19 protein-coding genes and 3 pseudogenes are annotated in these 16,860 nt (G+C 44.2%); 16 read left to right on the forward strand and 6 right to left on the reverse strand.

Features of this window, described 5'->3' with window-relative positions; all coding sequences use genetic code 11:
- From HK413_RS13360 to HK413_RS13375, 4 genes are all read right to left on the reverse strand, one after another.
- Window positions 1–315 (reverse strand): VOC family protein (locus HK413_RS13360; protein ID WP_175270484.1); only part of this gene is annotated, 315 nt, incomplete at its 3' end.
- 101 nt (window positions 316–416) lie between these two features.
- Window positions 417–941, reverse strand: a complete 525-nt coding sequence (locus tag HK413_RS13365; protein ID WP_175270485.1) for a DUF2306 domain-containing protein — start codon at window positions 939–941, stop codon at window positions 417–419.
- A 99-nt stretch (window positions 942–1,040) separates the two neighbouring features.
- Window positions 1,041–1,277: a hypothetical protein gene (locus HK413_RS13370; RefSeq protein WP_175270486.1), complete on the reverse strand. Its 237-nt coding sequence runs from the start codon at window positions 1,275–1,277 to the stop codon at window positions 1,041–1,043.
- 55 nt (window positions 1,278–1,332) lie between these two features.
- The gene (locus HK413_RS13375) at window positions 1,333–1,884 is read right to left on the reverse strand and encodes a ferritin (RefSeq protein ID WP_175270487.1); all 552 of its coding nucleotides are present in this window, start codon (window positions 1,882–1,884) and stop codon (window positions 1,333–1,335) included.
- Between the two features lie 179 nt (window positions 1,885–2,063).
- Here HK413_RS13375 and HK413_RS13380 point away from each other — a divergent pair, with 179 nt between their 5' ends.
- The 10 genes and pseudogenes from HK413_RS13380 to HK413_RS13420 all read left to right on the forward strand — a co-directional run bounded on the left by HK413_RS13380 (window position 2,064) and on the right by HK413_RS13420 (window position 10,354).
- Window positions 2,064–2,327 carry a DUF4342 domain-containing protein gene (locus HK413_RS13380; RefSeq protein ID WP_175270488.1) on the forward strand — a complete coding sequence of 88 codons (264 nt, stop codon included), beginning with the start codon at window positions 2,064–2,066 and terminating at the stop codon, window positions 2,325–2,327.
- Between the two features lie 2 nt (window positions 2,328–2,329).
- Window positions 2,330–3,022 (forward strand): SGNH/GDSL hydrolase family protein, encoded by a 693-nt coding sequence (locus tag HK413_RS13385; RefSeq protein WP_175270489.1) that lies wholly within the window; start codon window positions 2,330–2,332, stop codon window positions 3,020–3,022.
- A 133-nt stretch (window positions 3,023–3,155) separates the two neighbouring features.
- Complete coding sequence (locus HK413_RS13390; RefSeq protein ID WP_175270490.1) at window positions 3,156–3,977, forward strand: carbohydrate-binding domain-containing protein; 822 nt, start codon at window positions 3,156–3,158, stop codon at window positions 3,975–3,977.
- Between the two features lie 23 nt (window positions 3,978–4,000).
- Window positions 4,001–4,696: a carbohydrate-binding domain-containing protein gene (locus HK413_RS13395; protein WP_394353184.1), complete on the forward strand. Its 696-nt coding sequence runs from the start codon at window positions 4,001–4,003 to the stop codon at window positions 4,694–4,696.
- A gap of 170 nt (window positions 4,697–4,866) precedes the next feature.
- Window positions 4,867–7,197, forward strand: a complete 2,331-nt coding sequence (locus tag HK413_RS13400; protein ID WP_175270491.1) for a S9 family peptidase — start codon at window positions 4,867–4,869, stop codon at window positions 7,195–7,197.
- 335 nt (window positions 7,198–7,532) lie between these two features.
- A pseudogene (locus HK413_RS22420) lies at window positions 7,533–8,354 on the forward strand (alkaline phosphatase family protein).
- Between the two features lie 14 nt (window positions 8,355–8,368).
- Window positions 8,369–8,701: a hypothetical protein gene (locus HK413_RS15640; protein ID WP_217452320.1), complete on the forward strand. Its 333-nt coding sequence runs from the start codon at window positions 8,369–8,371 to the stop codon at window positions 8,699–8,701.
- 280 nt (window positions 8,702–8,981) lie between these two features.
- The gene (locus HK413_RS21605) at window positions 8,982–9,617 is read left to right on the forward strand and encodes an acyloxyacyl hydrolase (RefSeq protein WP_175270492.1); all 636 of its coding nucleotides are present in this window, start codon (window positions 8,982–8,984) and stop codon (window positions 9,615–9,617) included.
- 153 nt (window positions 9,618–9,770) lie between these two features.
- Window positions 9,771–9,959 carry a hypothetical protein gene (locus HK413_RS13415; protein WP_175270493.1) on the forward strand — a complete coding sequence of 63 codons (189 nt, stop codon included), beginning with the start codon at window positions 9,771–9,773 and terminating at the stop codon, window positions 9,957–9,959.
- A 32-nt stretch (window positions 9,960–9,991) separates the two neighbouring features.
- Entirely contained in the window at window positions 9,992–10,354 is a 363-nt protein-coding gene (locus HK413_RS13420) for a fasciclin domain-containing protein (RefSeq protein ID WP_317169605.1), read from the forward strand.
- Here HK413_RS13420 and HK413_RS13425 read toward each other — a convergent pair whose 3' ends face one another.
- Entirely contained in the window at window positions 10,355–10,792 is a 438-nt protein-coding gene (locus HK413_RS13425) for a hypothetical protein (RefSeq protein WP_175270494.1), read from the reverse strand.
- Between the two features lie 20 nt (window positions 10,793–10,812).
- Between HK413_RS13425 and HK413_RS22425 the strand changes: the two are divergent.
- The 4 genes and pseudogenes from HK413_RS22425 to HK413_RS13445 all read left to right on the forward strand — a co-directional run.
- A pseudogene (locus HK413_RS22425) lies at window positions 10,813–11,232 on the forward strand (sugar-binding domain-containing protein); the annotation flags it as partial.
- Between the two features lie 49 nt (window positions 11,233–11,281).
- The gene (locus HK413_RS20165) at window positions 11,282–11,704 is read left to right on the forward strand and encodes a glycoside hydrolase family 2 TIM barrel-domain containing protein (RefSeq protein WP_175270495.1); all 423 of its coding nucleotides are present in this window, start codon (window positions 11,282–11,284) and stop codon (window positions 11,702–11,704) included.
- Window positions 11,641–12,123, forward strand: coding sequence for a glycoside hydrolase family 2 TIM barrel-domain containing protein (locus HK413_RS20170; protein WP_175270496.1), 483 nt, complete (start codon window positions 11,641–11,643; stop codon window positions 12,121–12,123). Before HK413_RS20165 ends, HK413_RS20170 begins: the two co-directional genes overlap by 64 nt.
- Entirely contained in the window at window positions 12,078–13,445 is a 1,368-nt protein-coding gene (locus tag HK413_RS13445) for a DUF4981 domain-containing protein (RefSeq protein WP_217452321.1), read from the forward strand. Before HK413_RS20170 ends, HK413_RS13445 begins: the two co-directional genes overlap by 46 nt.
- 250 nt (window positions 13,446–13,695) lie before the next feature.
- On the opposite strand, the gene HK413_RS13450 is transcribed toward HK413_RS13445, so the two are convergent.
- Window positions 13,696–14,418 carry a hypothetical protein gene (locus tag HK413_RS13450; RefSeq protein WP_217452322.1) on the reverse strand — a complete coding sequence of 241 codons (723 nt, stop codon included), beginning with the start codon at window positions 14,416–14,418 and terminating at the stop codon, window positions 13,696–13,698.
- Between the two features lie 359 nt (window positions 14,419–14,777).
- On the opposite strand from HK413_RS13450, the gene HK413_RS13455 reads away from it, so the two are divergent.
- Window positions 14,778–15,398, forward strand: a complete 621-nt coding sequence (locus HK413_RS13455) for a hypothetical protein (RefSeq protein WP_175270498.1) — start codon at window positions 14,778–14,780, stop codon at window positions 15,396–15,398.
- A gap of 340 nt (window positions 15,399–15,738) precedes the next feature.
- Window positions 15,739–16,860 (forward strand): annotated as a pseudogene (locus tag HK413_RS13460) (hypothetical protein); the annotation flags it as partial.

A 16,860-nucleotide genomic window follows, 5' to 3' on the forward strand; every position in this document is an offset into this window, starting at 1 on the left:
CCAGCCGCAGCGGCTTTCCCGGCCGCCATCGGCTGTCAGGGCGTTCCAGTAATAGTCTATCTCAGCCTGGTCGTTGCAACTCACATACAAGGATATAGCTTCGGTAAACTTAAACATCGGGCCGCCTGCCAATGCCATAAATCTTTGACCCGCCAGTTCAAACTCGGCAGTTTGTACGGTCTCTACCGGGCCCTCGGTGATGTCCGTCAATGTTGATTTACTGATAACTTTCGAATCTTTAAAAATTCGGGTGTAATAGGTTATGGCTTCGCCAAGATTATTGTCGAACCATAAAAATGGGGTTATCTTGCTCATACTATTTTAGATTTAATGTACAAGCAAATGTACCGCACTTAGATGCACTACAAAGGGTGTATTTGAGACATTGTTTAGGGCCGATAAGGACTTTATTTGCGTTAGCTCAAATTAATATGGATATCCGGTGTTGGGCCCGATTTTTTGCTCTTCTTTAATTTATATAGCTGGTAAGCTACACCGACAAGAAATGTTAATGTTAAAATACCTAAGCAGGTTTGAATTATCGGGTCATTTGGCCCGGTGGCTATAGGACGTGAGATAGGCACCCTCGTGAGGGTTTCGACAATTGCCGGGATACATGACAGGAACAAAGTTGCCGACATTACGAAAACCTGTACATAATCAGCCGTTTTGGTTAACGGTTTTACAGCTTTTATATAAATACCAACAGGTAATAAAGCTAAAACCATAACGCCAAGCCCATGCGCGCCCGTAAAATGACCGGTTTTCATAATAGGGAAGGAGGTTAAACACGTAATGATGGTTAGCAAAATGTATAATTTCCCGTTATCGGTTAACGGTGCTATTTTGCCGTCGCGCAGCAAACAATAAAACCCTGTAAATAAAGCCAGGATACTAATAGCGGTATGGATAATTCCGAGGAGTGAAAGATGGTTGGGCATGATGATAATTGTTTAGTGTTAAGGATGATTAATATTAGAAATAATCTCTTTAAAATCCAAACAAAATATTGATAATCAAATGCCTACCTGCAGAATAACTTAAATATGAAAACCCTCCAACTGATCGGCTATCAGGTGCAAAGTATTTTCGGGTAAAACACCCGGGTTTTTGCAGATATGCAATATCTTATGATTATCGGGTTCAAAACTACCCACAAACTGCCCGTCTTTAAATATCTCGTACTTGCATTGTTCACACTCGTGGTGCATATAATCACGCACCTCAAAATGCTCGTTAGTATTATCAACTGTTACTGATATTTCAAACTTCTCCATGATTGCAATTGATTATACGTTTAACGTAGCTTTATTGTGAAATATTTTAAGTCTATTACGGGTTATCAACCGTTACATCCTGTGCAAGCGTGGCGTCATCAGGTGTTTTACCCAAGTCAATATCCAAAGCATATAAGGCGCTGTCGTTAGCATTAACACCTCCGGCAACTTTTATTTTGCTTAACAGATCCATCGCCGTGGTTTCTTCCTCAGTTTGTTCTTTAACAAACCATTGCATAAAGTTCCGTGTGGCCCAGTCTTTCTCGGCCATGCTCATGTTAACAATGTCGTATATCCCGGTTGTATTTTCAACCTCCGATTGAAATACCTTTTCAAAGCAATCGTTCACGTTAAGCGGGTCAGGTCCCGGCGCTGGTATTGCGGTAACTACCACCTTGCCGCCACGCTTTAAAATATATTCCGGGAATTTCATCATATGGTTACGTTCCTCGTTAGCATGCCTGAACAGGAAGTTAGAAATTCCGTCATAGCCTTTATCCGCCGCCCATGAGGCGTATGACAGGTAAATCTGCGCATTATGTGCTTCGTTGGTCATTTGCGCATTTAAGGCTTGTGCAAGGGTTGGTGATAATCTGTTGGTTTCCATAAGTGTATAAACCAATAGTGGCGGTAATAGTTTTATGGCGCTTAATTTATTGTAAAGCCTCACCCCAACCCCTCTCCAAAGGAGAGGGGCTTTTAAATATTATTTATAGTTTTGCATTGAAGTCCTCTCCTTTGGAGAGGATTTAGGTGAGGCTAAACCATTTACCCCAAACATATTTTATGGCTAACAAAGAATTTTTCTCCATCAACGGCGAAGGCCTGTTAAAGAAGGTAAAAGAATTAATTGCCGAAGGCAACGTAACACGTATCACTATTGCTGATAAAGAAGGTAAGGAAATTGCTGGTTTCCCGCTTACACTGGGTGTGGTTGGTGTGCTTTTAATGCCGATGTTTGCCGCAGTAGGCGCCATAGCCGCGCTTATTGGCGAGTGTACCATTATTGTTGAGCGCCATGATGAAAATAACGAAAATACAACTACCTGAATATGAAGCTGAAAAAACTATCAGTAATACTAACTGTCTTACTATTATTTGCTGCCGCGATGCCTTTAATGGCGCAGGATAAGATCATAAGGGAAGATATTGAATGGGTGGATGTGTATATGCCCAACACCAATAACGGTGCGTTACCCCGGATACTTTTAATTGGAAATTCCATTACCCGCGGCTATTATCCCGAAGTGGTTAAGCTGATGGATGGTAAAGCCTATGTTGCCCGTTTATCAACCTCAAAAAGCCTTTGCGACCCCGCGTTGGCTAAAGAAATAGCGCTGATAATGAGCTATTACAAATTTGACATTGTGCATTTTAACAATGGCCTGCATGGCTGGGGTTATACTGAGGATGAATACAAAAAGGCTTTCCCGGCTTTTGTAAAAGCTATCCGCAAGGGCGCGCCAAAGGCCAGGCTGATGTGGGCATCAAGCACACCAATCCGTACGTATGCTGATGCCAAAATATTAGACCCGCGTACAGATCGGATCAGGGAACGAAATAAGATTGCTTTGGACTATGTAACGACCCAAAAAGATATTAAGGTAGACGATCTTTTTGCAACCGTTATTGATCACCCTGAATATTACCGGGGTGGTGATGGAACGCACCCCTTGCAAAATGGCTTTTCGGCCCTGGCCCAAAAAGTTGCTGCCGAATTGAGCGCCTTGCTGGAAAGTAAATAGTAATAAATGTGATACATACATACTTTTCGGTAGGTAAACAACAACCAATAGTTAATTTAACATAAACTTAATATGCGTGTTATATTAATTGCTTTTACTTTTAGCGTCTGCTTCTTTATAAATCTAAATTGACATGAAAATTTTATCCGGCCTTATCCGCTATTCATTACTGATACTTTTATTTTCAGCTTGCATTACTATTGTATCATGCTCTAAAAGCTCATCGGGCGACAATCCTGTTACCCCGCCGGTAGTTAGCACTACAAAAATTGAAACTGCTACCGAAACCACCGGCACCCCCGAAGGATCAACAACTGATGGCGCTAATGCGGATGACCTGGTAGAAGGCTCAAGCTTTACCAGTACCATCACTATAACAATGGGCGCTACGGCAACTATAAGCCCGGCAACAACCACAGGCGTTACCATTACACAAAGTAATGGCGATGTGTTAATAAAGTCGACCGCTACCGGCGTAGCGTTTGTGGTAACAGGTACAACAACCAACGGTTCGGTTAAGATCTACAGCGATAAGAAATTTGAGCTTACTTTAAACAACGCCAGCATCACCAATTTAGATGGACCGGCAATAAATATCCAATCATCAAAAAGAGCATTTGTTGTTATTGCCGATGGCACTACAAACACGCTTGCTGATGGCGCTACTTATACACCATTTGGAAGTGAGGATATGAAAGGTACCTTCTTTGCCGAAGGACAAGTAGTATTTAGCGGCACGGGTACATTGAATGTAAAAAGCCTTTATAAACACGCAATTGTTTGTGATGATTACATCCGCGTACGCACCGGTACTATTAACGTAACCGGCGCTATAAGTGATGGCATGCATGCAAATAATGCAGTTATTATAGACGGCGGCACGCTTAACTTAACGGCAAGCAGCGATGGTATTGAAGCCGAAAAAGGAAATGTCATCATCAACGGGGAACATTAACCATCAACGCGTTTAGTAAGGGCATATCGGCATCTTACAGCGGTACTGATGCTACCATTGTACCGTACATCAATATTAATAATGGTACAATCAACATAACTACCGGAGCGGGCGAGGGCATATCATGTAATAACGTGCTAACTATTAACAAAGGCGCTATCTCTATAACCGCCATAAATGATTGTTTAAATGCCGAGAAGAATATATTCATTAACGGCGGCGATATTTATGCTTATAGCAAGGCCAATGACGGTATAGACTCGAATGGTGACCTGACTATTACAGGCGGGAGGGTAGTAGCTATAGGTACCGTAGCCCCTGAGGCCGGCCTTGATTGCGATTTGCGTACACTTAAAATTACCGGCGGAACTGTAATAGGCGTAGGTGGTACAACCAGTCCGCCAAGCACTACATCAACGGTGCGTACCGTTGTAACAGGCGGTGCCGAGGCAAACCAATTTATACATATTGAAGCTGCCGATGGTACCGAGGCGCTTACATTCCAATCGCCGGTTAAGTTTGCAACTATGTTGTATGCCGGCCCTAAGTTGAAAGCCAACACTACCTACAGTATTTACACCGGCGGCAGCGTGGCTGCAGGTACCTGGCTTAATGGTTTTTATCTTACAGGTACTTATACTAAAGGCACAAAATCGGCCACTACGTTTACAACAGCAAGCGTAGTAACCCGTGCCGGCGGAACTATCAGTACAAAATAATCAGTCAACAATCTTGTTGAAAGGCGGATAATTCAAAGCTATCCGCCTTTTGGTTTTAACCGTGTTAAGTAACAATATTGTAATTTGCAGCTAACTCGTCATGCACCACTTGACAGCAATATTTATTGCCGTATATTGGTTGTCTTAAATTAACTGCTTTAAAACCCGCTATGAATAAGTTTTTACTTACTGCTATCCCTTTGGCGTTAGCATTAACCACCCATGCCCAACAAGGTAAAGTTTTTACAGCTAAAGATTATGAGCGTGCCGAAACCGCCATGGCCTATAACCTTGAGCCGCTAACCGAGCGCACCGGTATCCGCCCAACCTGGCTGCCTGATGATCGATATTATTATCGCACTTCGGCTGCCGAAGGCAATCAATTTATCTTAGTTAATCCTGCTAAGGGAACTAAAGTTGTAGCTTTTGATCATGCTAAACTGGCCACAGCATTGTCGGCAACTACAGGTAAAGCATATAAAGCAGCCGACCTGCCTTTCCAAACCATCAACTTTTCGGCAAATGGTAAGGGCGTAATTTTCACAGCTGATGGCAAGCAATATAAATTTGAAAACAATGCGATAACTCCTGATACTACAACTGTTAAAGCTGTTTCGTTAACCGGTGCCCGCGGTCGCCGTGGTGGTGGTTTTGCTGCCGGCAACCCTAACGAGGTGTTATCGCCAAACAAACAAAAAGCTGCTTTTATAAAGGACTTTAACCTTTGGGTACGCGATGTTAAAACTAATAAAGAAACACAGCTAACAACCGATGGCGTTAAGGACGATGGCTACGCTACCGATAATGCCGGCTGGGCGCAAGGTACCAGGCCGATATTAATCTGGTCACCAGATTCTAAGAAGATAGCCACCTTCCAGCAGGACGAGCGTAAGGTAAATGATATGTACCTGGTGCCCACCAAAGTAGGTGCGCCTAAGCTTGTCGCCTGGAAATATCCGTTACCCGGCGATGTGGAGATCCCAATGCTTAGCCGCGTAATTATTAATGTGGATGAGCCAAAAGTTATTAAACTGAATGTAGCTCCTGACCCACACAGATCAACCCTGAGCGATGATATTAAAGGCGGCGCAGGCTGGGCCGATGTTTACTGGAGCGATGATGCTACCAAGCTGGTTTTCGCCTCAACCAACCGCGACCATAAAGAAGCAAAAGTACGCGTGGCCGATGCCGCTACCGGTGCGGTAACGGAGCTGTTCACCGAAACCGTTAAGACGCAATTTGAGTCGGGGTGGGATGCCGTTAACTGGCGCTATCTTAGCAAGTCCAACGAGATACTTTGGTTCTCTGAGCGCGATAACTGGGGCCACCTTTATTTATATGATGCCACCACCGGCAAGCTAAAGCACCAGGTTGATAAAGGCAATTGGGTTTTGACCAACGTTTTAAAGGTTGACGAAAAAAACCGCGTGATCTACTTCACCGCTAATAATCTTGATCCTGAAAATCCTTACTTCAGCAAGTTTTGTAAGATAGGTATGGACGGTAAAGGTTTTACTATTTTAACACCCGGCCCCGGTACCCATACTGCCAGCTTCTCGCCAATGGGTAACTTTATCATCGACACTTATTCAAAACCGGACGTGCCGCCGGTTACTGTGCTGCGGGATATGAAGGGCAAGCAAATTGCCGAGTTTGAGCGCACCGATATTTCAAAACTAACCGCTACCGGCTGGAAGCCTATCATCCCGTTCTCGGTTAAAGCGCATGATGGCACTACTGATGTTTATGGTTTAATGTGGGTGCCTAAAAACCTCGACCCCAATAAAAAGTATCCTGTTATTGATTACATCTACCCCGGTCCGCAGGGCGGCAGCGTGGGTAGCTGGGCGTTCAGCACCACAAGGGGCGACAACGGTGCCCTGGCCGAGTTGGGCTTTATTGTGGTTGAGATTGAAGGTACCAGCAACCCGTTACGTTCAAAGAGCTTTCATGATATGAGCTATGGCAACATGGCCGATAATACACTGGCCGACCAGGTTGGTGGTATCAAACAACTGGCTGCCAAATATGCTTATATGGACCTGGATAAGGTTGGGATCTGGGGACACTCGGGTGGTGGTTTTGCTACTGCCGGTGCGATGTTCCGCTATCCGGATTTCTTTAAGGTTGGTATAGCCGAATCGGGTAACCACGAGAACCTGAACTACGAAGATAACTGGGGCGAACGTTATAACGGCTTAGTCGCTAATGCTGATTACGCTGCCCGGGCTAACCAAAGCCTGGCAAAGAACCTGAAAGGAAAGTTGATGCTGGTACACGGCCTTATGGATAACAACGTTCCGCCATCAAATACCTTACTGGTTGTGGAGGCTTTAGAGAAGGCGAACAAGGATTTCGACCTGGTAGTGTTCCCTAACAGTGCGCATGGTTATGGCGCTTATTCGCCTTACATGATGCGCCGCCGCTGGGATTACTTTGTTAAAAACCTGATGGGTGCCACTCCCCCGCAGGAATATGTGCTGAAAGGCGCGAGCAGGTAGACCTCACCCCAACCCCTCTCCAAAGGAGAGGGGCTTTGAAACGCTTGATGGTTAAAAATATACAAGGCGGGTAACTTTATAGTTGTCCGTTTTTTTTTTTTTGGCTTTGCTTATCTTCTGTCCGCCTTGTAGTTAAGAAACTGTTTAAGATTTGATTAGATAAATCATTGCCGTTGACTTTAGTCAATGGCAATGATTTATCTGTATTTTTAACAGTCGATAAAGCAAATTACATAATCATAATATCACAAAAAGTTAACAACTTTACAATCACCTTTGCTCCGTTCTATGTTTATTTATTAACCTTAAACTCCGGCCATACCCGGATGGAAATTATGAAAAAACAATTATCTATCGCACTCCTTGCCTTATTTATTACTACAGGGCAGCTACTGGCACAAACTGCCAAACATGTTATCTTTTTAACCATTGACGGTTTTCGCCCTGATTTTTATTTGGAGGACGGATGGCAAACGCCTAACATCCGCGCGCTGATGAAAGACGGAGCTTATGCCAAAGGTGTAAACAGTGTATTCCCTTCCATGACCTATCCGTCGCATACCACTATTGTTACAGGTGTGCAGCCTGTAAAGCACGGTGTATTTTATAACAATATATTTACCCCCGATGGAGCGCCGCAAGCGCCTTACTGGCAGGATAGCTCTATCCATGCGCCTACTATCTGGAAAGCGGCTAAAGACAAAGGCATGATCGTGGCATCACTTTATTGGCCGGTATCTGCCAATGCGCCGGTAGATTATAATATCCCCGATATAGGCAGCTCCGGGCGATGGCGTTCGCGAAGAATATTCTTTACCAAAGGGTTTTTATGCCGAGGTGAAAAAAGATGTATTTGGCGGTGTTGACAAAATAGATGCCGGTAAAAATCAAAATGTAGCTAAAATAGCCGCTTATGTGATCAAAAAAGTAAGCCGGGTTTGATGACCATTCATGTATTTGATGTAGATCATTACGAACATGCTGAAGGACGTAACGGCCCAACAGTACACCGCGCTGTGGCTGATGCGGATGAGGCTGTAGGAATTATTATGGATGCATTGAAAGAAGCAGGAATATGGGATAGCACAGTGTTCCTGATTGGTGGCGACCACGGGTTTTATGATGTAAAAAGACGATTTCGCCAAATGTTTGGCTAAAAGAGGCCGGGTTGATGAACGATGTAAAAACCGGCGACTGGAAAGCACAATTTAATTCTTCAGGCGGATCTACTTACCTGTACCTTAAAGATCCAAATGATAAGGCGACCGCTGATAAAGTTAAATCATTATTAGAAGCACAGCCTGATAGCGTTAAGCAATATTATCGCTTTATCAGCAAAGAACAAATAACCAAAGGCGGGTTCAATCCTAATGTTGCTTTTGCCCTTACCGGCGAGCATGATGCCGCGTTTGGTAATGGAGCTACAGGTAATGCGATGAGAAATGGCAGGGGCGGTACACACGGGTATTTCCCGGATACAAAAATATCCGCACCGGCCTGGTAGCTCATGGCCCGGGTATCCGCAAAGGCGCTGTAATAGAAGAAATGAACCTGCGCGATATGACGCCGATAATGGTAAAACTGCTTGGTATTCCGTTTCCAAAAGTGGATGGAAAAATACCCGCCGGATTGTTAGAATAGTTATCACCCGCATAAAATTTATTTAATAACCCTCTTTTCGCGTATGCGGATAGAGGGTTTGTTGTTATATACATTCTTTTCCGGGGACGAATAGAAGCAACTTAAAGCGGCTAATTACCGTATCTGCATCAAATCCTGATCGCGTGAGCAAAAAAGTATTGATCATATTCCTTTCCCTTAATACTTTCTTAGCTGTATCAACGGTATTTGCACAGGATAGCCTGGCTCATTACTACAAAAACCGCCTTGGATTTGCTACCGGTACCGGGGTACAATACATCGGCCAGCTTGTTGGCATTGGCAGAAAAGGGTTTACCGTAGCATCCAATTATTATTACCACGTAAATTTCTATGAGATCCAATTTTACCACACCCTTAAAAAACATCCAAAGTACCAGTTCGACCTATTGGTGCAACCACAATATAATGTGTCGCGGTATGGCTTATATCCGGAATCAGTAGCAGCCGATTATCTCGACTCGTACGAATGCGGCTTAAACTTAGGCTTACTCTACCGAAGGAATTGGGGCGGTGGTCCGTTAAGTTATTATGTGGCGTTAAGTACCGGTCCGCATTACGCCTCGGGTGTGCCGCATAGGCAAATGAGTGGCTTTTTGTTTGCCAATAACCTGGTGGCCGGGCTTAACTTAAAGGTATACAAAACGCTGTATGCTGATATGAATTTCGGATTGAGGCACATGAGCAATGCCGGTACGCGATTACCAAATGCGGGAGTGAATAACCCGGTATTTAAGGAAGGGGTTTTGATGGGTTTTTAATTTGTTTTTGCCCACTTTAGCATCATCCAAAAAACAATATATCGTTCAATCTGTAGTTAATATATACATATACTAACGATATTTTCACCTAACATAGCTACTATACGATACAGACTATTACTAATTAACCGAGTACTAATTTAATATAACACAATGAGAAAGTTAATTGTAATAGCTGCCATTTCAATGGCAGGTTTAACCGCAAACCGCACTTTTGCACAAACAGACACCGTAACCAAAGTTGTAGCCGTTGCCGATACCATGAAGGGCAACGTTATAAACGCCTTAAACAGTAATGCTGATTATACCACTGCTGCATCGGCAGTAAAAATGCCAATTTAGAGGCCAGCCTAAGGACAGGCGGACCCTATACCATATTTGCGCCAAACAATGCCGCATTCAGCAAGCTATCGCCTGGAAAATTAGATAGTTTGATGAAGGATAACGGCAGATTTGCCACGCTGCTAAAATCGCATATGGTAACTGGCAGATATGGCAAAGCCGATATTATTAAAGCGCTTACAGCAGGTAAGGGTAAAGCTACATTAACTACCTTAAACGGCCAGCCGCTGCAACTATCCATAAGCCCCACAAAAAAACTACAGCTTACCACTGCAGATGGCGTTACCGCTGAGGTAGTATTGTACGATCTGTTGGGTAACAACGGCATTGTGAACGGCATTGACGCGATATTGCTGCCGGGAAATGCTCCGGCTGCAGCGCCGCCAAAAAGTTAATCAGTAATATCTTAAATAAAAACCCGGTCCCCTTAAGACCGGGTTTTTTATTGCCTGGTATCCGTTGGGGCGCGCAAGCAATAATATAGTGTCAAAAAACATAAAATAGTTGTAGTTGCTTACTGGCTGGTGCGTTAACTTTATAAACGCTGCATTAGGTATGCGAGATGACACTATGCCTTTAAAATTTATCTTTTCGGCTGTTTTATTATGCCCGGCCCAATTAATATATGGTGCAGATACTTTAACAAACCGGGCTATCAGTCCGCTGCCTAAAGCGCGTACTGTGGTATGGACAAAAAGCCTTGCGGGTAACTGGCTTTTTAATCCGGTTCCCGAACCCGGATTCGAAAAAACAACCTCACCAAAGGGGCCGTCCCGAAACCGATAAAGGTGCCGGGCGAATGGGTAATGCAGGGTTTTAAAGTAGCCAAACATACCGGGCCGGTTATGCGTCAGAATGGGTAATTCCCGGTGAATGGGCCGGCAAGCGGATTAAGCTGCGCTGCGACGGCGTCTACAGCGAGGCACAGGTATACGTTAACGGCAAGCTGGCAACAACGCACATAGGCGGATTTACGCCTTTTGAAATAGATGTTACTGATCTGTTAAATAAAAACGGCAAACTCTCGCTGGCTATTAAGGTAAAAAATGAGGGCTTTGCAGATAGCGTTTCGGCTGCAAGCAGCTACGCGGTACATGCTTTGGGCGGTATTACCCGCAAGATACAGCTGGTAGCATTATCGCCGGTTAATATAAGCGGGTTCCGTGCAGATACTAAATTTGACCGGAACTATGATAACGCTACGCTAAACACGAATATTACTTTAAAAACGAAAGCAAGGCAGTTGCTGAGGCTTCGGTACTTTTTGAACTGATAGATATTAAAAATCACACCGTATTTTCCAGGAGGTATCATTGAGTAAAGTGGAGAAAGCATCTTCTATATCCTCATCCTACCAGTTCGAGATCCCCCACCCGCTCAAATGGGATAGCGAACATCCCATCCTTTATACCTACCGGACAACGCTATCTGTTAACGGCAAGGTGGAAGAGGTTACCGAACGCAAAATTGGTTTCAGGCAAATTGAGGTACGGGGTAACCCGGTATTTGTAAACAATAACCCAGTTAAATTGCGCGGCGTTTGCCATCATGATATTATGCCTTTACAGGGGCGCTCGGTAACAGCCGAACAATGTGTTGAGGACATTAAGATTTTTGCCCGCGGGAATGTAAATTACCTGCGTACTTCGCATTATCCGCCAACCGAAGAATTGGTACAGGCATGCGACAGCTGGGCATGTTCCCGGAAGTGGAGGCGCCGTTTTGCTGGGCAGAAAGAGGATTAGTACCGCCCGAATATTATCAGCAGGTATTGGTGAACCAAACGCTGGATATGGTTGAATTTTTTAAATCGCACGCGTCGGTTTTAATTTGGTCGATGGGTAATGAAAGCAAGAAGTTTGCAGAGTATTTTAAACACACAGCTGACTTGGTTAAGCTGGCCGACCCATCGCGTCCGCGCAATTTTAGCCAGTACGAACCCATGGGCGATAACGGTGAATTAGAAATTGGTAATCACCATTACCCCGGGCCTGAAGGGCCCGAGAAATATAAAAATGCCGCCCGCCCAATTATATTTGATGAATATTGCCACCTTAACGCCTATAACCGCTACGAATTAGTAACCGACCCCGGCTTGCGCGATGCCGGGGTATTGGCATGGCCGATATGTGGGAACGTATGTACGCTGCGCGCGGGGTTTTAGGCGGGGCATTGTGGGCCGGTATTGACGATACATTTATATTGCCGGATAGTACGGTGGTGGGCTTTGGATCGTGGGGTGTTATTGATGGCTGGCGGCGTTTAAAACCCGAATACTGGCATATGAAGAAAGCCTATTCGCCGGTTAGGGTTAAACCCTGCGGGAACTGGGAGAATGGCTTTATAAGGTATGTGGTGGAGAACCGCCATAGCTTTTCAAACTTAAATGAATGCGAATTTAAGTGGACCCCGGGTACACAAAGCGGAGTTTTAAAGCCAAACATCGCCCCCGGGAAAACGGACACTATAAAGATTTTTTCCGCCAAACCGAACGCAAATCAAAATCTAAAACTCCAAGTAATGGATGCCCGGCAGATCCTGATAGACCAATATGTTTTTGAGAATATCGTGCCCGAATTTGGTAAGAAAAATATTAAACCGGTAGCCGCTAAAACCAACTGGAGCTATACCATAAAAAGCAATCTGGTAAGGGCTGCAGCAGGCAATAAGCAGGTTGTGTTAAATACCACCGCCGGTGGTTTGGAGATTTATATTAACAGGGAAAAGATAATTGATGGCTTCGCAGAGTTAATGATACTGCCGCTTAATGCTACAGGCGACGGTGTACAGATGACTGGTAAACGAAAGGAGTTTTTACCTTATAACAGCACTGCAGCCAACCATGTAATTAAAAAGATTGAATACCAAACACAGCCACAGGTTTTTACCATACAGGTTTGGGATAGTTATGATGAGGCAGCAGGCACAACAACTTACCGGTTAACCAGCAACGGAAAAGTTGAAGTAGCATACAGTTATACGCTAACTAAGGACATTAACCCGCGGCAATGGGGACTGGTTTTAAAACTGGCCTCTGATCTTTCAAACATGAGTTGGGTTAGGAATGGCTTGTGGAACTATTACCCGGCAGATCATATCGGCCGTTTAAGCGGTACGGCTAAAGTTGCTAATACACAGCATTTTTCAGGACCTGCCGGACCTATCAATAAACCTGCGGTAGTATGGGCAGAGGATCAGAACAGTTTAGGTACCAATGATTTCCGGTCGACAAAAATGAATATAAAGGAGCTTACCCTTTTTAATAATTCAACTAAACTCACCTTAACCTCAGATGGTTCTCAGCATAGCCGCTGCTGGCGCGATACAAATAAAAATATCCGCGTACTGTTGGCCGGTTACAGCAACCTGGGTGCCGAAGGTTTCTTTCATACCCACGCCCTGAAGTTTGAAACACCATTGCACGCGGGTAGTGTCATCCAAAACAAAATAAGCTTGAAATTAATTAAACAAAAAACCCGGCCATAATTGACCGGGTTTTTGTTGTTGATTAGTTATGACTTATGAGTTTAAAGCTTCCGCGGCATACTCGCGGCATTTTTTAACCTCGGCAATAACAGTTGACCCTGCCGGCGTGTTATATTCATACTCGATAGTAACCGGGAACTTGTATTTTTATCTCTTATCAGCTTTAAAGCATCCTTTATAGGCGTATCGCCTTCGCCCGAGGGGGTATTTGGCCCGTCGTGATATTTGCGGTCCTTTAAGTGCATGCTTACTATACGCTCATGATTTTTTCAATGAATGGGATAGGTGAGCTGCTGGTTCCTGCAGTATAATGGCCCAAATCTAAATTAATACAATTGTACTCAGACTGCGCCAGAGCAGCGTCCCATAAAGTAGGGGTAGCCTGCGAGTGCGCGTGGTAAGCCACTTTAAATTTATTCGCGGTAGCTAAATCGCCTAAGCGTTTGGTGTGCGCCTCGTTAGGCAGCTCGACAGTAACATGGCTTGCACCTAATGCTTTACCTGCATTAAAGGCATAAACAATTTCGGCGTCCGTATTGCGTGGGTCAAGGGCGCTTGGTTTCCGTGCGTAGATGCTTATCCCGGCATCTTTAAACATTTTACGGATCTCTTTAAACTTATCCATAGATACTGATGCGCGCCAGTCGGCAACGGCTTTGTTGCGGTCGGCATTGCTTTGCCCAGGCTCGCGTTTTGGTAGGCCGGCATACGCTTCGGGCGCATCGCCCATCAACTCAATAGCGTTAATATTGCAGTCTACACAGTATTGTATCAGGTCGGGTATTGTACCCGGCAAAGCGCGGAACGAATAAGTAATTACACCTATCTGCACGCCTTTAACTACCGAATTTGGTTTATCGGCAACGCTTAAAACAGCCTGTGCAAATGATGATTTTGAAAGCAGCAATGCCCCTGTTGCGGCAAGCGCGCCGGTGCCAATAAATCGGCGCCTTGAAAATTGATTATTCTCCATGAAATTATATCGTTATTTATGTTTAAATGGTCATATCAAATTTATAAATTTTTAGCTAATAGCCTAATGTGTAGTAAAAGTTTTACGTTGCTGGGAAGGTGATGACGGATTTGGTACACGATTTAATAAAATGCTGATAGTTAATTGGTTTTTTAGAAATTGTTGCTAACTTGTCCCTACCAATTATAAAACTTCGTCCCTATGAAAACTAAAAACCAACTCTGGATATTACTGGCTTTTGCAGTGGTTATCACAGCCTGTAAAAAAGCGGCAGCAGTGGCGATAATAATCCCACTCCGGTTGTAACAAAATATCTAATTCACTCGGTTGTTATAAGTAAACTGCCAAGTGCAACTTTTGTGACTACAGTTACAGACATTACTTACGACGCGAAAAAGCGGAAAAAGACCGAAAAAATTGGTGATGTCACTTATGAATACATCTATAATGATAACGGTACGCTATCCAGCAGCACTCAAAGATTTGGCGATGGTAGCGTTTTAAGATACTACCCGGAATATACTTACACCGACGGTTTGCTGACCCACACTTCCCGAAAAGTGTATAGGAATAACTTAGAAGTTGACGACCAGATAAACGATTATATTTATGATGGCAGTAATAGATTATCAGAAGATCATTATTCGTTGGGTGGGGTAAGATTATATACTTATGATAGTAAAAACAACGTGATAAAAATAGAGGACCGCACGATTGAGGGAATCGTTACTACTGTAAATACCTACGACGCTAATAACAGAAAAATAACTACAAGTCAAACAAGCACGATATCCGCATTGGCGCCCACATCAGCCACTTATACTTATGATTCGCATGATAACATCATTAAATCAGTGACTACCACCGGCAAGAATACTGTCACGGTAAATAACACTTACGTTTATGATGCTGACGGCTACAAGACCAGCTTTACAGGTGATGATGGCACGAGCGGTACCTACACTTATACTACCTTGTAAGTTAAGGGTAATTATTGTTAGATTGGTGCAGGAATTTTTTGACTAATAGATCCTGATTAACCTACAATAAACACATGTCGCTACATCAGCATGATAGAAAAGTTAGAGGCTTAATAACTTTAGCTTTATTATTTTCAACCGTTACAGTTTCGGCGCAAACCAAATCGCCGGAGGCAAATAAAGAAAAACCACCTTCCAAACCGGTGGGCCATGGAAACCTACTGTTGACTCGCGCGCCGATGTAGCCATTGTATATGGCGCAGGGGGTAGGCCCGGGCAATTTGAGCAACGCGTACAATCATGGCGCGATCATGGTTATAAAGTGGCTTTTATGACCGGCATGGCCTGGGGCGGCTACCGGGATTACTTTATGGGCCGCTGGGATGGCAAGCAGCATTTTGACGAGGGCCAGAAAATGATGAACGGCGATACCGTTTGGCACGGCCCCAACACGCCCTATGTAGTGCCCACCGTAAATTTTCTGAAATACTTTAAGGAGCAGGTTGTTAAAAAAGCTATCGATGCAGGTATTGATGCCATATATTTAGAGGAGCCGGAATACTGGGCAAAATCTGGCTATAGCGAAGCTTTTAAGCGTGAATGGAAGGAATATTATGGATTTGATTGGAGGCCACAACATGAGTCGGCAGAGAATACTTATTTATCCAATAAGCTGAAGTATTATCTGTACTACCGCGCGTTAAAAGAATCTTTTACCTACGCCAAAGCATATGGTAAAAGCAAAGGCATGAATGTACGCTGCTATGTGCCAACGCATTCATTGATCAATTATTCCATGTGGCAGATCGTAAGCCCGGAAGCCAGTCTGGCTTCACTGGATTGTGTGGACGGTTACATTGTACAATCATGGACAGGCACCGCCCGCGAACCTAATTACTATAACGGTATTGCCAAAGAGCGTTCGTTCGAGACCGCCTTCCCGGAATACTGCTGCATGAAATCAATGACCGCGCCAACTGGCCGTAAGCTATTTTTTGAGAATGACCCGGTAGAAGATACCCGCCGCGACTGGGCCGATTATAAAAGGAACTATCAAACCACCTTCACCGCCGAGCTTTTCTTTCCAGATGTAGCTAACTATGAGGTGATGCCCTGGCCCGACCGGATCTTCGACGGTAAATATTTTACCAGTCGTACCAGCAATGAACGGGCCGGTATGCCAAAGAGTTACAGCACACAGATGATGTTGATGATAAACTCGTTAAACGATATCAAAACCTCAAAAAATAAAACATCAGGCACGCAGGGGATAAGCATAATGATGGGTAATTCCATGATGTTTCAGCGCCTGCCGACACATGATGATGGCAAAGCACGGGCCGATCCCTATTACAGCAGCTTTTATGAAACATCGGGTATGTTTAACCGTGTACCATCAAACAACAAGCTGATGGACCCGCAGCTGTCCAATTTTTTTGGTGAGGCTTTACCTTTCCTGAAA

It is taken from the genome of Mucilaginibacter humi (genome assembly GCF_013087555.1).

What these genes read in the sequence shown, in the direction of transcription:
- HK413_RS13365 (WP_175270485.1), bottom strand. Translation starts at nt 941, where the DNA reads ATGCCCAACCATCTTTCACTCCTCGGAATTATCCATACCGCTATTAGT.
- HK413_RS13370 (WP_175270486.1), bottom strand. Translation starts at nt 1,277, where the DNA reads ATGGAGAAGTTTGAAATATCAGTAACAGTTGATAATACTAACGAGCAT.
- HK413_RS13375 (WP_175270487.1), bottom strand. Translation starts at nt 1,884, where the DNA reads ATGGAAACCAACAGATTATCACCAACCCTTGCACAAGCCTTAAATGCG.
- HK413_RS13380 (WP_175270488.1), top strand. Translation starts at nt 2,064, where the DNA reads ATGGCTAACAAAGAATTTTTCTCCATCAACGGCGAAGGCCTGTTAAAG.
- HK413_RS13385 (WP_175270489.1), top strand. Translation starts at nt 2,330, where the DNA reads ATGAAGCTGAAAAAACTATCAGTAATACTAACTGTCTTACTATTATTT.
- HK413_RS13390 (WP_175270490.1), top strand. Translation starts at nt 3,156, where the DNA reads ATGAAAATTTTATCCGGCCTTATCCGCTATTCATTACTGATACTTTTA.
- HK413_RS13400 (WP_175270491.1), top strand. Translation starts at nt 4,867, where the DNA reads ATGAATAAGTTTTTACTTACTGCTATCCCTTTGGCGTTAGCATTAACC.
- HK413_RS15640 (WP_217452320.1), top strand. Translation starts at nt 8,369, where the DNA reads ATGAACGATGTAAAAACCGGCGACTGGAAAGCACAATTTAATTCTTCA.
- HK413_RS13415 (WP_175270493.1), top strand. Translation starts at nt 9,771, where the DNA reads ATGAGAAAGTTAATTGTAATAGCTGCCATTTCAATGGCAGGTTTAACC.
- HK413_RS13425 (WP_175270494.1), bottom strand. Translation starts at nt 10,792, where the DNA reads ATGTTTGGCTACTTTAAAACCCTGCATTACCCATTCGCCCGGCACCTT.
- HK413_RS20170 (WP_175270496.1), top strand. Translation starts at nt 11,641, where the DNA reads ATGCGACAGCTGGGCATGTTCCCGGAAGTGGAGGCGCCGTTTTGCTGG.
- HK413_RS13445 (WP_217452321.1), top strand. Translation starts at nt 12,078, where the DNA reads ATGGCCGATATGTGGGAACGTATGTACGCTGCGCGCGGGGTTTTAGGC.
- HK413_RS13450 (WP_217452322.1), bottom strand. Translation starts at nt 14,418, where the DNA reads ATGGAGAATAATCAATTTTCAAGGCGCCGATTTATTGGCACCGGCGCG.